Here is a 12,812-nt window from a genome sequence, read left to right on the forward strand (position 1 = left end):
GCGCATGACCGAAGAGATCGACCTCTCCAAGCTGCCCCCTGCCGAGCCCTACGACAAGGCGCGCGATGAGGCGCAGCGCGCGCGGCTGATGAAGGTCTGGGAGACGCCCACCGGTTGGCGGCGCGTCTCGGCGGTGAACAACTCGTCGGTGGGCAAATGGTACCTGCTGACGTCCTTCGCGTTTTTCACCTTCGCCGGGTTTCTGGCGCTGCTGATCCGGGCGCAACTGGCGGTGCCGAACAACGATCTTCTGTCGCAGAGCCTCTACAACCAGCTGTTCACCCTGCACGGCACGGCGATGATGTTCCTTTTCGCGGTGCCGATCTTCGAGGCGGTGGCGATCCTGATCCTGCCCGAGATCCTTGGCGCGCGCGACCTGCCGTTCCCACGGCTCTCGGCCTTTGGATACTGGTGCTTCCTGATCGGCGGGGTCTTCGTCTGCGGCTCGGTGTTCTTTGGCGTCGCGCCGGATGGCGGCTGGTTCATGTATGCGCCGCTGTCGTCCAACCCCGATTACAGCGGCCTAGGGGCCGACATCTGGCTGCTCGGGCTGTCGTTCATCGAGGTGTCGTCCATCGCCGCCGCCGTCGAGTTGATCGTCGGCGTGCTGAAGTCGCGCCCGCCGGGGATGCGGCTGAACCTCATTCCGCTCTACTGCTGGTACGTGCTGGTGGTGGCGGGGATGATCCTATTCGCCTTCCCGCCGCTGATCGCTGGCGATCTGCTGCTGGAGATGGAGCGGGCGTTCAACTGGGCCTTCTTCGATCCCGACCGGGGCGGCGATCCGCTGCTGTGGCAGCACCTTTTCTGGATCTTCGGCCACCCCGAGGTCTATATCATCTTCCTGCCCTCCATCGCGCTCATCGCGACCATCCTGCCGACCTTCGCCGGGCGGCCCATGGTCGGCCATTCGTGGATCGTGCTGTCGGCGGTGGGTGTGGCCTTCCTGTCGTTCGGTCTGTGGGTGCACCACATGTTCACCACCGGCCTGCCGGAGATCTCGCTGAGTTTCTTCTCGGCGGCCTCCGAGGCGGTGGCGGTGCCGACGGGCATCCAGATCTTCTGCTTTATCGCCACCATGCTGGTCAGCAAGGTGCGCCGCTCGGTGCCGATGCTGTTTGCCGGGGGGGCGATGGCGATCTTCGTCTTTGGCGGGCTGACCGGCGTGATGGTGGCGCTGGTGCCCTTCGACTGGCAGGCGCATGACAGCTACTTCGTCGTGGCGCACCTGCATTACACGCTGATCGGCGGCATGCTCTTCCCGCTCTTTGCCGGGGTGCACTACTGGTACCCGTTCGTCACGCAAAAGAAGATGTCCGACAGGCTGGGGCGCTGGAGCTTCTGGCTGATGTTCGGTGGTTTCAACCTTGCCTTCCTGCCGATGCATTGGACCGGGGTGATGGGCATGCCGCGCCGGGTCTGGACCTATGATGTGACCGACGGCTGGGCGGTGCTGAACATGGTCTCGACGCTGGGTGCGTTCATCTTCGCCGCGGGCTTCGTGGTGCTGGCGGTGAACGTGCTCTGGCCGCGCGGCAAGGCGCCGCTGGTCGAGCGCAACCTGTGGAATGCCGGCACGATGGAGTGGGGCGCCGAAGTGCCCGACAAGCCGTGGGGCGTGCGGTCGATCCCCTATATCCACACCCGCTATCCGCTTTGGGAACAAAAGGACCTGCTGGGCGAGATGGACCGGGGCGAGTGGTTCCTGCCCGACGCCGAAGAGGGCAAACGCGAGCTGATCATCACCGACATCCTCGACGCGCGCCCGCTCTATGTGCAGCGGGTCGGCGGGCCGAGCTATCTGACCATCGGGGCCGCCGTCTGCCTTGGCGCGGTGTTCATCCTTGCCACGTTCCACCTCTGGGCGCTGACGCTGATCTTCGGCGCGGGCTTTGTCGGCTTCACGCTCTGGTGGCTCTGGACCGGCACCTCGGAAATCCCTGAAAAGCCTGAAAAAGCGGCGGGCAGGGGCCTTGTGCTGCCGACCTATGCGCAGGGCAACAGCTCGCCCGGCTGGTGGGCGGTGTTCATCACCATGACCGGCGACATGACCGCCTTCATGGGGCTGGTGTTCAGCTACTTCTTCTATTGGACCGCGCTGCCTGACTTCCTGCCCGAGGCGGCGAAACTGCCGGGTTTCGGCTGGCTCATCATCGGCCTTGCGCTGTTGCTGGCGGGTTGGGTGACGGCGCTTTTTGCGCGTGAGCGTCTGTCGGCTGGCGCGCAGGGTCAGGCGATGGGGCTTTTGGTCGCCGGTGTGCCGCTTGGCGCGCTGGGGATCGGCGCGTGGTGCTGGGCGGCGTGGAGCGCCGGGCTGGACCCTACCGCGGCATCCTTCGACGCAACTGTCTGGGTACTGATCCTGTGGATGGGGCTGCACCTGCTGCTCGATGCGGTGATGCGGCTTTACGTGGCGGCGCGCATTTGGCGCGGGCGCTGCACGCCGCGCTACCGCGCCGACAGCGTGAACCTGACGCTCTTCACCCATTTCCTCGCGCTGACGGCAGTGGTGATCTTTGCACTACTGGCGCTCTTTCCGATGCTGATGGGGGTCGCGTGATGGCCCAGACGCCAGAGAAAGCGCCACAGAAAACATCTGAGAAAAAGACCGTCCCACCCGGTGACGCCCCGCGCGTCATCGACCAAGGCTCGGTCTGGATCCTCGTCGCCGCGCCCTCAATCTGGGCGGCGCATTTTCTGCTGAGCTATTGGGTCGCGGCGATCTGGTGCGCCAAACTGGGGCGCGGCACCACGCTGACCGAGCCGCGCTGGATCATCGCCGGGCTGGGGGCGCTCTGCATCGCGGCGATCATTGGATTGGCGGTGCTGGCGATCCGCCGCTACGGCGGGGTCTTCGTGATTTTCGAAGAGATCACCCAAAGCTCCGAGCGCGCGCGCGACCGGTTCGTCGGCCATGTGGCGCTGCTGCTCTGCGTGCTGTCGGCGGTGGCGATCCTTTTCACCGTGATCCCCGGCATGGTGCTGGGCCAATGCTGAGCCCGCGCCGCATAGTGGCGCTGGCGCTTCTCGCGGTGCTCTGGCTGGGGCCGCTGCCGGGGCTGGCGGCGGGCTCGATGGTGCTGCACATGGTGCTGCACCTCGGCGTGACGGCGGTGGTGCCCGCGCTCTGGGCCCCAACGCTGCGGCTGCCCTCGGGGGCGATGGCGCTGGTGCTGGGTGCGGTGGCAGAGATGCTGGTGGTCTGGGTCTGGCACCTGCCCGCGATGCACCTTTGGGCGCGGCTGAGCCTGACGGGCTTTGTCCTCGAGCAGGGAAGCTTTCTGGTCGCCGGGATGATGCTCTGGGCCACGGTGCGCGCCGCCGGTGGGTTTGGCGGCGCGGTGGTGCTGCTGGCGACGACCATGCATATGACCTTGCTGGGCGCGCTGATCGGCCTCGCGCCGCGCACGCTCTACGGGGATATCTGCGCCGGGCACCTCGGTCTTTCGGCGCTGCAAGAGCAGCAGGTGGCGGGCGCGCTGATGGCCGGGGCTGGGGGCGCGATCTACCTCGTCGCGGCGCTGCGCAGGCTGGGGCAGGCACTCGAACTGAAGGAGGCGCAGGCATGAAGCTGAAGCGCTGGATTATCGGCGGTGTCGCGGCACTGGCCGTGGGCGGGGCCGGGTTCTTCTGGTTCGCGCCCTATAATATCGCGGCCTCGGTGCCGCATCTGCCGGGGGTTGGCGAGACCCTGCACCAGTATCTGCGCAACGCGGTGCGGGTGCGGGCGAACCGGGTGGAGGTGCCCCAGCACGTCGATCTTGACGATCCGGCGCTGATCCGCCTCGGCGCGGGTCATTTCGCCACCGGCTGCCAGACCTGCCACGGCGCGCCGGGCATTGCGCGCAACCCGGTGGTGCAGGGCATGCGCCCCGAGCCGCCGATGCTGACCTCCGAAGATTTCGAGCCAAAGGAGTTCTGGTGGATCGCCCGCCACGGCTTCAAATACACCGGCATGCCAAGCTGGCCGGGCGAGGGGCGCGACGATGAGCCTTGGGCGCTGGCGGCCTTCCTGTCGCAGTATGACGGGTTCGACCGTTCCGCCTATGAAGAGGCCGCCTTTGGCCGCGCTGGTGGCTATGAGAGCGAGGGCGTGCGCTTCGGCGGGCTGCCCGGCGCGATCCCGCAGGATCTGGCCTGCGCGCGCTGCCACGGCGAGGACGGGCTGGGCCGCGACGGCACCGCGCCGAAGCTGGCCGGACAGTCGCAGGACTGGCTGACGGTGGTGCTGGCCGCCTATGCCGAGGGTCACCGGCAGAGTGGTTTCATGGAGCCCTTGGCCGCACCGCTGAGCGCCGAGACCCGCGCAGGCATCGCCGAACGCTACGCCGGTATGAGCGGCGCGTGGCAGGGGACCGCGCTGCCCTTTGGGGATGCGGCGCGCGGGCAGGACCTGGCGCAAAGCGGCGACGAGCATGAGGACATCGCCAGCTGCGCGTCGTGCCACGAGGGCGGCGAAGACGGGCTCACGCCGAAACATGCCGAGACCCCGCGCATTGCCGGGCAGGACGGCTATTGGCTGGTGAACTGGCTGCATCTCTACCGCGACGGGCCGGTGCCCGAGACGCCGCGCGCGCATCTCATGCAGGCCGCAGCGAAGAACCTGTCGGATGAGGATATCGCCGATCTCGCCGCCTATTACGCGACGCTTGGCCCCGATCCGGCAAACTGATCCTCGGCGGGCCGCACCGAAGCGCGTTCGATCAGCCGCACCGGAACCTCATAGAGCATGGGCTCGGCCTCTGCTGGCAAGGCGATGGCCTCCATCGTGGCGCGGGTCAGATCCTCCAGCGACTGGCTGACCGTGGTGAGCCCATGCGAGGACCACGCCGAGATCGGCGCGTCGTCGAAGCCGATCACCGAAAGGTCCTGAGGCACCCGCAGCCCCAGCTCAAAACGTGCCGTGTTCAGCACCCCCAGCGCGATCTCATCAGTTACGCCGAAGATGCCGTCGATGCCGTTGATACTGGGCCGTCGCAGCAGCACGCGCGCCGCCTCGACCCCGGTGTCGTAGCTGTTGGGTCCATCGGCCCAGCGGGTCACCGGAATGCCGCGCAACGCCATCTCCGAGCAGAAGGCCTCGGCCCGTTCCAGCTTGGCCGAAGTGCGCGAGCCTGAGATGACCACGGCCACCTTGCGGCAGCCCGCCTCCGCCAGCCGCTGTGCCGCGAGCCGCCCGCCGCGCGCGCTGTCGGCGAGAATGAGGTCGGCCCGCGCCCCTTCGGGCGGACGCGGGCGGTTGATCAGCACCATGCGCGCGCCGTTCTGCGCGCAAAGCCGGATCAGCGCATCGGGCGCCGCGCCCGAGAGCAGCACCACCGTCCGCACCCGGTAGTCGAGCAGCCGCTTGAGATCGTCGGCGATCCCGCCCGCGCTGTTCATCAGCAGGCATTGCAGCCGCCTTGCGTGCAGCGCCTTGGACAGCGCGTCGAGCTGCGCCGAGATATAGGGGTTCGAGAAATTGCCGCCGACCACCCCGACGAGATCGGACCGCTCTTGGTGCAGGGTCCGGGCAAGGCGGTTGACCCGATAGCCGAGTTCCTCCGCCGCCTCGGTGATGCGGGCGCGGGCCTGTTCCGAGACCTGCGCGCCCGGGGTGAAGGCGCGCGACACCGCCGAGCGCGAGACCCCGGCGAGCCGTGCCACATCGGCGGCGGAGACGAAGCGGCCCTTCGGCGGGCCGAGCGGCGGGCGCGGCGGTTTCATCGCGCGCAGAGGCCCCGGTTCAGCACCTCCTGCGCCAATGCAAGCATCGGCGGCAGAGGGTATGTGGCATTGAGGCCGCGCAGCTTGCGCAGACGGCAAAGCGCATCGTCAAAGGTTGGATAGGCGCCGGGCCGCCGCAGGTGCAGCCAGAGCGCCAGAACGGTGACCGAGCGCGAGCGCCCGCCGCGGCAATGCACCAAGAGGCCGCCTTTCGCGTGGGCAGGGTAGTGCGGCTTGCCTTGGGTGTAGACCGCCGCCAGCCCGTCGATCAGCGACACCGCTGCGGCAAGCGTTTCGGGCGCATTCCCCGGCCCGTCGAGCAGCCCGATCTGGTAGCGGCGCAGATGCAGCCCGTCGGGGCGCTGCAGCGGTCCGGGAAAGATGTTCATCGCGAGGTTGAGGCTGGCGCTGATCCGAGCAGGCTGCAGCGCGGCACCATCCTCGGCGGCGGGCAGATTGCCCAGCCAGAGCGCGTCGAGGCCGGGGCCGATATCGTCCTCAACACGCCAAAGCAGCGGGCGGTTGTCCTCGGCGGCTTCGGCTTCGGGCACGGCGGTGGGCAGATGGTGGCGGCTCATGGCTCAGACCTCGAGACTGGTGCAATGCCGCAGGCGCGGGCCAAGCGCGGCGGTCAGGCGGGGGGCGGTGGCAAGATCGACGAAGGCTGGCAGCACACGCTCGGCGCGGGTCTTGGTGGCAAGCTCGATCAGGTCGCACAGGCGCGGATGCACGTTCCAGCCCATCCAGCGCGCCCGCCCATCGGCGATCATTGCGTGGGCCGGGCTGCTGCGCGGGACGTGGCCGGAAAAGATGAAGCGAAAACCCGGGCGCATGCGCAAGTCTCCGGGAAGCCCATGCTCGGCATTGGGTCCGTCGGCGACGATGATGTGCGCGGCCCGCGCGGTTTCGGCGGTGGCCACGGGCGGGCGGCTGCCGGTGAGGCGTTCGGTCTCTGCAGCGATCTGCGCGCAGGCCCGAACCTCCAGCCCCGCGGCGGTCAGCGCCGCCACCATGTCGGGGCCGCGCCCATCCGCTGGGCAGGGCAGCACCGCGCCGCCGCGCGCCGCCTCGGCAAGCGTTTCGATCTGCGCGGCAAGGCTCTCTTCGCGGTCGCCATAGGAGGCGTCGGCGAGCACGGTCGCGCTGCGCGGGAAGGGATCGCAGCGTAGAAGCGCCGCTTCGGTGCTGAAATCGCCGGTGTAGAGAAAGCCGCCGCGCAGCGTCGGGACGCGCATCCAGATACCGCCGGGCGCATGCCCCGAGCGTCCGGTGTCCAGCCGCAGACCCAGCACATCCGCCGTGCCGTGCTCGGGCAGAGGCTCGACCCGCGCGGGCCGCAGGCAGGCGGGCAACTGGCGCAGCGTCTCGGCGGTGGCAAAGACCGGCGGGCTGCCGATCTCGGCCAGCCGGTCCAGCGCGCCGACGTGATCCACATGCGCGTGGCTTAGCAGCACCGCATCCACCCGCCCGGCGCGCGAGAGGTCCAGATGCTCCCCCGCCTCGAGGCCGCCGCCCATGTCGAGCAGCAGGCGCCGCCCCTCGGTCTGCAACAGGAAGGCGGCGGCGCTCTTGCGGCCCATGCCGCTCAGCACAGTCAGTCGCGCCATGGCAGCACCCCGTCCGGCAGGCGACGACCAAAGAGCAGCGACAGCCCCATCAGGGCCAGCACCATCAGCACCATCAGGCAGCCGACGGCGGCGGCGAGGGTCGAGGAACCGGCCTCTTCCAGAAAGATGATCATCGGGCCGATCGTGGTGGCGCGCGAACTGACCAGCAGCACGGAAACCTGAATCTCGTTGACCGCGGTCATGAAGACGAGGATCGCGGCGGCCATGGCCGAGGGGGCAAGCGAGGGCAGTACGATGTCGCGCAGCCGGGCAAAGACCCCGGCGCCTGCCAGCTGCGCCGCCTCGTCAAGGCCGCGGTCGATCTGCGCGTAGCCGCCGAGGATGGGCCGCAGTGCGAGCGCGAGGAAGTTGGACAGATAGGCGGCAAGGATGACCCAGACCGTGCCGTAGAGCCCGGTGCCGATGAAGGGCAGGGGGCGCAGGAAGAAGAGGATCATCGCCACGCCGATGATGATGCCGGGCAGCGCGTAGGCAAGCTCGGAGGTGAGCCGCAACAGCTTTGCCAGCCAGCCGCGGCGCCAGCTCAGCGCATATCCGAGGGCGACCGCAGCAGGGATGAGGATCGCCACGGTCAGAAGCGTCAGCCAAAGCGAGGTGACGAAGGCACCGCGAATGCCCTCGTGATGGAAAAGCGCGTTGGCGAAATTCTCGAAGGTGATGGTCTCGGGCGTCAGCGGCTGGCCGTAGCCGCGCACCAGCGCGGTGCCAAAAAGCGCCGAGAGCGGCAGCAACAAGCAGACCACAAGATAGAGCCACGCCAGCCCGGTCACTGGCAGGCGCCAGCGTCCAAGGCTCATGCGGGGTGGGCGCTGCGCGCTGTCGACGCGCTGATCTCCGCGCCGTCCAAGCCATGCGGTGAGCAGCATCCCAAGCACCGTCAGACCCGCCAGCAAGAGCGCCAGAAGCGCCATGTCGTTGAGCGCCGAGGGGCCGTAGGAGTTCAGCCGCCGGTAGATGAGGGTGATCAGCGTGGAAACGCGTGCGGGGATGCCAAGCATCGCCTGAATGCCGAAATTGCCTATCGACGAGACGAAGGCCAGCGCGGCCCCGGCGAAGATGCCGCCACGGGCCAGCGGCAGGATGATGTCGCGAGTGACCTGCCCGGCGCCTGCGCCATTGGCATGGGCGGCCTCGACCAGCGCGGCGGGCAGCCGTTGCAGCGAGGCACGGACCGAGAGGAAAACCAGCGGCGCATTATAGAGCCCGAGCAGGAAGATGATCCCGCCCATGGAATAAAGCGGATGGCGCGCGCCAGGCGGCAGCGCAAGGCCGAGCGGTCCGAGGATCGGGCTGGCGGGCGAGAAGGCCTGCACCCAAGCCAGCGCGGTGACCTGCGGCGGGATCATCAGCGGCAGCACAAAGCCAAAGACCCAAAGCGTGCGGCGGCGCATGTCGGTCAGCGAGGTGAGCAGCGCCGCCAGCGTGCCCACCACCGTCGCCAGCAGGGTTGCGGCGGCGGCGATCCAGAGGGTGTTGAGCGTCGCCTCCAGGACTTGGCGTCCGCCAAGGACGTCGGCGATGCGGGCGGTGTCGAAACTGCCCTGCGGAAACAGCGCGGCGTGGATCAGGCGGGCCAGAGGCGCGATCGACAGCAGGCCGACAAAGAGCACCAGCGCCAGCATCAGCGCGCGCTCGCTGCCCATCGCCCCGAGCAGTCGGCGCGCCCGAGGGGGGCGCGCCGGTTGGTCTTGGAAGTGCGTCACGCGATTAGAGCCCGAAGATCTCGGCAAAGCGCGCGCGCACGGCCTCGTTGGTCTCGAGCGCGGCTTCGACGTTGTAGCCGAGCAGTTTCATGTCCTCGAGTTTGGGGAAGCCCTCGGGGCCTTCGACGCCCGGCAGGATCGGCAGCGAACCCTGCTCGGCCACCAGCTTCTGGCCCTCTTCGCTGAGCAGGAAGTCGATGAAGAGCTTGGCCTCTTCCGGGTGCTCGGTGCCTGCCATGATGGCGGCGGGCTCGGTGATGAAGCTCACGCCGTCCTCGGGGACGATGTAATCCACCGGCGAGCCGCTCGCTTTGGCGCGCAGCGCGTTGGCATCGACGATGATCGCGTATTTCGCCATGCCCGAGGCGACGGCCTTGGTGGCCGGGCCATTGCCGCCCTCGGGGACGATATCCAGATCGTTGAGGCCCTCGTAGAACTCCCAGCCGACGCCTTCGACGTTCAGCAGCGCGTGCAGGTGGTTCAGCGCGGCGCCAGAATAGAGCGGCGAGGGCACGCCGATCATGCCGCGGTTTTCCTCGGTGATCAGGTCCATCCAGTGGCTGACCGGCTCGGCGATCTCGGTGTTGTAGGCGATGCCGGTGGTCATCGCCTTGGTGCCGAAATAGGTCATGTCGGCGTCATAGGTGGCGGGATCGTATTCGGCCACGGGGGCGTCCTCATAGGCCAGGAGGTGACCGCCGGCCTTCAGCTCGCCAAGGTTGATCACATCGGCCACGAGCAGAACGTCGGGCTGCACATTGTCCGCCTCGATCTCGGCGCGGACGACGTTCATCAGCGCCGAGGTGCCGTTGCGGGTCCATTCGACTTTGATGTCGGGGTGGGCGGCCTCGAAGGCGTCCACGGTCTGCTGCGCCTGTTCCGGCGGCTGGCTGGTGTAGAGCGTTAGCGTGGTTTCTGCGTAGGCGGCGCTGGAGAGCAGCGATGCGGCGAGGGAGAGGCTGAGAAGACGCATGTTCGGTGTCCCTGTGGTTGCGTGTTCAGACGTGGTGAGAGGAGGCGGCGGGATCGGGAATGACCCAGCCGTCGCGCAGGGCGAGAGAGATCCGCTGGCCGCGGGTCAGCGCGGCAGGAGCGGCGATGTTCACGGAAAGCGGGATATCCCCGGCGGGACCCGCCATGACCTCGGCGCGCAGATAGGCACCGCGGTAGGTGGCGCGGGTGACATTGCCGGCGATCGCGTCGCGGCTTTCGCTCAGCTGCAGATCGCCGGGGTGGAACGAGACCTTGGCACGGCGCCGGGAGGTCTCGCCGGGGGCGCAGCGCAGCGTGACCGGCAGCCCCAGCAGCGAGGCGGCGGCCCGCCCCGCCCCGAGCGGGCGGATGTCTTCGGCCTCGAGCACGCGGCCCTCTCCGATGAACCCCGCAACGGTTTCCGAGACCGGCTGGCTGAACAGCGCCTCTGGCCGGTCGAATTGCAGGATCCGGCCCTTGTCCATCACCGCCACGCGGTCGGCGAGCGCCAGAGCCTCGGCCTGATCGTGGGTGATGTAGAACATCGTGGCCCCGGAGCGGGCGTGGAAGGCGGCGAATTCCTCTTCCAGCGCGCCGCGCAGGTGGACGTCGAGGTTGGCCAGCGGCTCGTCGAGCAGCACCACCCGGCTCTCCATCGCGAGGCAGCGGGCAAGGGCGACGCGCTGACGCTGGCCGCCGGAAAGGTCGGCGGGGCGGCGGTGCGCAAGCGGCCCCAATTCGACCAGATCGAGCACTTTGGCGACGCGGGAATTCCTCTCGGGTTTGGGAATGCCCGCGATCTTCAGCCCGTAGGCCACGTTCTGCGCCACGCTCATATGCGGCCAGAGCGCGTAGTTCTGGAACACCACGCCGATGCCGCGATGCTCTGGCGCGAGGTGGTGGCCGGGCGCAGAGACGGTCTCGCCTCCGACCGCGATGCGGCCACCGTTCAGCCGCTCAAATCCCGCAAGGCAGCGCAGCAGCGTGGTCTTGCCGCAGCCGGAGGGGCCAAGGACGGCCACGAACTCCCCGGCCTCGATGCTCAGCGAGACCTGCCGCAGCACCTGTGTCGCGCCGTAACTTTTGTCTATCCCTGAGATCTGGATGTCGCTCATGGTCTGCCCCGTGGTGCCGGGCTGCACAGCTGTGCAGCGTCGGGGCGATCTCTGGCGTCAGGCTGCGACAGCGGGGCGACATGTGCATGACAGATCGGTGAAATCTGCCACGCAAACAAAAACGGCGCCCGCGAGGGGCGCCGTTCGGGTCAGATCAAATGTAGGCGCTCAGCTGCCGCGGTAGGTGGAATAGCCGAAGGGTGAGAGCAGCAGCGGCACGTGGTAATGCGCCGCCTCCGACATGCCAAAGCGCAGCGGCACCACATCCAGAAACCGCGGCTCCTCTAGGGGCGTGCCGCAGGCGTCGAGATAGGCGCCCGCGTGGAACACCAGCTCATAAGTGCCGGTGGCAAACTCGGCGGCGGGCAGGATCTGTTCGTCGGTGCGCCCGTCGTCATTGGTGACCAGCGTCTTGAGATGGCTGCGGGTCTCGCCCTCGATCCGGTAGAGCTCGATCTTCAGCCCCTGCGCGGGGCAGCCGCGCGCGGTGTCGAGGACATGGGTGGTCAGGTATCCGGTCATCAGGGCTCTCCGTCAGGTGATCGCGGGCCATAGTGGCACAAGCGGGCGGGGGGTAAAGTCCTGCGCCGCCAAGAGTGTTTCAAACCGGATTTGAAGATCAGGCACGCGCGAGACGCCGGGTCATGTCGAGCATCCGCGCCGAGAAGCCCCATTCGTTGTCGTACCAGCCGAAGAGCCGCAGCTGGCCGCCGTCGACCACACGGGTCTCGCGCGTCGACAGCACAAGCGATTCCGGGCGCGCCCGCAGGTCGGTGGACACGCAGGGATCGGCAGTCAGCCCGACGAGGGGCGAGCCGGTGAAAAGCTGCGACAGCGCGGCATTGGCGTCGGCGGGCATGTCGCGCAGTTGCAGCACCGCATCCACCGCCGAGACCGAGATGCAGGGCACCCGCACTGCCGTCACGCTCAGCCGCCCGTCGAGGCCGGGCAGCACTTTGATCACCTGTTTTGCGGCGCTGGTGCTGGTGGGCACCATGGAGACGGCGGCGGCGCGGCTGCGCTCAAAGCTGGCACCGGGCGCGTCCACCGTCGGCTGGCTGCCGGTATAGCAATGGATGGTGGTTACATGCGCGCGGGCGATGCCGAAGCTTGCGTCGAGCGCCTTCAGCATCGGCGCGATGGCATTGGTGGTGCATGACGCGTTGGAGACGATCCTTGCGTCGCCGATCTCATCCTCGTTCGCGCCAAGCACGCAGGTGACATCCGCCGCCTCCGAAGGGCCCGACAGCAGCACCTTGCGCGCGCCTGCCATCAGCCCGGCCTCGGCATGGGGGCGGTTCGAGGCGGCGCCGGTGCATTCGAGCACCACATCCACATGGCTCAGGTCGAGCTCGCGCAGATCGCGGGTGGTGTGAAAGGGGATGCGCCTGCCGTCGATGACCAGCGCGCCGGGCTCTTCGGTGACGGTGCCGGGGTAGGGGCCGAAGACGCTGTCGTAGCGGAAGAGATAGGCGCACATCTCGGGCGCGGCGATGTCGTTGATCGCCACAAGGTCGAGGTCGGCATGAGCCGGATCGGTGAGCAACTGGCGCAGCAGGGTGCGGCCAATGCGGCCAAAGCCGTTGATCATGATGCGGGTCATCGGGTGCCTCCACGGAACTTGAACGGCGCAAGCGATACGCCTTTGCGCCCCGGGGTCAAGCGGGGGAGGGGATGCTGGGGTGCAG

At 68.2% G+C, this 12,812-nt stretch carries 12 protein-coding genes; 4 read left to right on the forward strand and 8 right to left on the reverse strand.

Annotated elements, in window-relative coordinates; translation table 11 throughout:
• The first annotated feature begins 4 nt into the window (after positions 1 to 4).
• Genes ctaD through AYJ57_RS22730 form a run of 4 tightly spaced genes read left to right on the forward strand, consistent with a single transcriptional unit; the run spans position 5 to position 4,672 of the window.
• Positions 5 to 2,560: a cytochrome c oxidase subunit I gene (gene ctaD, locus AYJ57_RS22715; RefSeq protein WP_066111356.1), complete on the forward strand. Its 2,556-nt coding sequence runs from the start codon at positions 5 to 7 to the stop codon at positions 2,558 to 2,560.
• Complete coding sequence (locus tag AYJ57_RS22720; protein WP_066111357.1) at positions 2,560 to 2,997, forward strand: hypothetical protein; 438 nt, start codon at positions 2,560 to 2,562, stop codon at positions 2,995 to 2,997. Before ctaD ends, AYJ57_RS22720 begins: the two co-directional genes overlap by 1 nt.
• Positions 2,991 to 3,569 carry a cytochrome c oxidase assembly protein gene (locus tag AYJ57_RS22725; RefSeq protein ID WP_066111359.1) on the forward strand — a complete coding sequence of 193 codons (579 nt, stop codon included), beginning with the start codon at positions 2,991 to 2,993 and terminating at the stop codon, positions 3,567 to 3,569. The genes AYJ57_RS22720 and AYJ57_RS22725 overlap by 7 nt, the downstream gene beginning before the upstream one ends.
• Complete coding sequence (locus AYJ57_RS22730; RefSeq protein ID WP_237220280.1) at positions 3,566 to 4,672, forward strand: c-type cytochrome; 1,107 nt, start codon at positions 3,566 to 3,568, stop codon at positions 4,670 to 4,672. The genes AYJ57_RS22725 and AYJ57_RS22730 overlap by 4 nt, the downstream gene beginning before the upstream one ends.
• On the opposite strand, the gene AYJ57_RS22735 is transcribed toward AYJ57_RS22730, so the two are convergent.
• The 8 genes from AYJ57_RS22735 to AYJ57_RS22770 form a co-directional block, all read right to left on the reverse strand.
• Positions 4,639 to 5,706, reverse strand: a complete 1,068-nt coding sequence (locus AYJ57_RS22735; RefSeq protein ID WP_066111361.1) for a LacI family DNA-binding transcriptional regulator — start codon at positions 5,704 to 5,706, stop codon at positions 4,639 to 4,641. The two genes, AYJ57_RS22730 and AYJ57_RS22735, sit on opposite strands and share 34 nt — an antisense overlap.
• On the reverse strand, positions 5,703 to 6,284 hold the full coding sequence (locus AYJ57_RS22740; RefSeq protein ID WP_066111362.1) for a protein phosphatase: 582 nt from the start codon (positions 6,282 to 6,284) through the stop codon (positions 5,703 to 5,705). The genes AYJ57_RS22735 and AYJ57_RS22740 overlap by 4 nt, the downstream gene beginning before the upstream one ends.
• 3 nt (positions 6,285 to 6,287) lie before the next feature.
• Positions 6,288 to 7,313: an MBL fold metallo-hydrolase gene (locus AYJ57_RS22745; protein ID WP_066111364.1), complete on the reverse strand. Its 1,026-nt coding sequence runs from the start codon at positions 7,311 to 7,313 to the stop codon at positions 6,288 to 6,290.
• Positions 7,301 to 8,977 carry an ABC transporter permease gene (locus tag AYJ57_RS22750; protein ID WP_066111366.1) on the reverse strand — a complete coding sequence of 559 codons (1,677 nt, stop codon included), beginning with the start codon at positions 8,975 to 8,977 and terminating at the stop codon, positions 7,301 to 7,303. Before AYJ57_RS22750 ends, AYJ57_RS22745 begins: the two co-directional genes overlap by 13 nt.
• Before the next feature lie 64 nt (positions 8,978 to 9,041).
• A complete protein-coding gene (locus AYJ57_RS22755) occupies positions 9,042 to 10,010 on the reverse strand; it encodes an ABC transporter substrate-binding protein (RefSeq protein ID WP_066111368.1) in 969 nt (322 codons plus the stop codon).
• 25 nt (positions 10,011 to 10,035) lie between these two features.
• Entirely contained in the window at positions 10,036 to 11,124 is a 1,089-nt protein-coding gene (locus AYJ57_RS22760) for an ABC transporter ATP-binding protein (RefSeq protein WP_066111370.1), read from the reverse strand.
• A gap of 168 nt (positions 11,125 to 11,292) precedes the next feature.
• Positions 11,293 to 11,646 (reverse strand): hydroxyisourate hydrolase, encoded by a 354-nt coding sequence (gene uraH / locus AYJ57_RS22765; RefSeq protein ID WP_066111372.1) that lies wholly within the window; start codon positions 11,644 to 11,646, stop codon positions 11,293 to 11,295.
• A gap of 97 nt (positions 11,647 to 11,743) precedes the next feature.
• Entirely contained in the window at positions 11,744 to 12,727 is a 984-nt protein-coding gene (locus AYJ57_RS22770) for a type I glyceraldehyde-3-phosphate dehydrogenase (RefSeq protein ID WP_066111374.1), read from the reverse strand.
• Between the last annotated feature and the right edge of the window lie 85 nt (positions 12,728 to 12,812).

The sequence above is a fragment of the Salipiger sp. CCB-MM3 genome (assembly GCF_001687105.1).
Lineage (GTDB): Bacteria > Pseudomonadota > Alphaproteobacteria > Rhodobacterales > Rhodobacteraceae > Salipiger.

Coding starts and splice junctions, on each gene's coding strand:
- AYJ57_RS22730 (WP_237220280.1), top strand. CDS start 3,566: ATGAAGCTGAAGCGCTGGATTATCGGCGGTGTCGCGGCACTGGCCGTG.
- AYJ57_RS22760 (WP_066111370.1), bottom strand. CDS start 11,124: ATGAGCGACATCCAGATCTCAGGGATAGACAAAAGTTACGGCGCGACA.
- AYJ57_RS22770 (WP_066111374.1), bottom strand. CDS start 12,727: ATGACCCGCATCATGATCAACGGCTTTGGCCGCATTGGCCGCACCCTG.
- AYJ57_RS22725 (WP_066111359.1), top strand. CDS start 2,991: ATGCTGAGCCCGCGCCGCATAGTGGCGCTGGCGCTTCTCGCGGTGCTC.
- AYJ57_RS22755 (WP_066111368.1), bottom strand. CDS start 10,010: ATGCGTCTTCTCAGCCTCTCCCTCGCCGCATCGCTGCTCTCCAGCGCC.
- uraH (WP_066111372.1), bottom strand. CDS start 11,646: ATGACCGGATACCTGACCACCCATGTCCTCGACACCGCGCGCGGCTGC.
- AYJ57_RS22745 (WP_066111364.1), bottom strand. CDS start 7,313: ATGGCGCGACTGACTGTGCTGAGCGGCATGGGCCGCAAGAGCGCCGCC.
- AYJ57_RS22740 (WP_066111362.1), bottom strand. CDS start 6,284: ATGAGCCGCCACCATCTGCCCACCGCCGTGCCCGAAGCCGAAGCCGCC.
- AYJ57_RS22735 (WP_066111361.1), bottom strand. CDS start 5,706: ATGAAACCGCCGCGCCCGCCGCTCGGCCCGCCGAAGGGCCGCTTCGTC.
- ctaD (WP_066111356.1), top strand. CDS start 5: ATGACCGAAGAGATCGACCTCTCCAAGCTGCCCCCTGCCGAGCCCTAC.
- AYJ57_RS22750 (WP_066111366.1), bottom strand. CDS start 8,977: ATGGGCAGCGAGCGCGCGCTGATGCTGGCGCTGGTGCTCTTTGTCGGC.
- AYJ57_RS22720 (WP_066111357.1), top strand. CDS start 2,560: ATGGCCCAGACGCCAGAGAAAGCGCCACAGAAAACATCTGAGAAAAAG.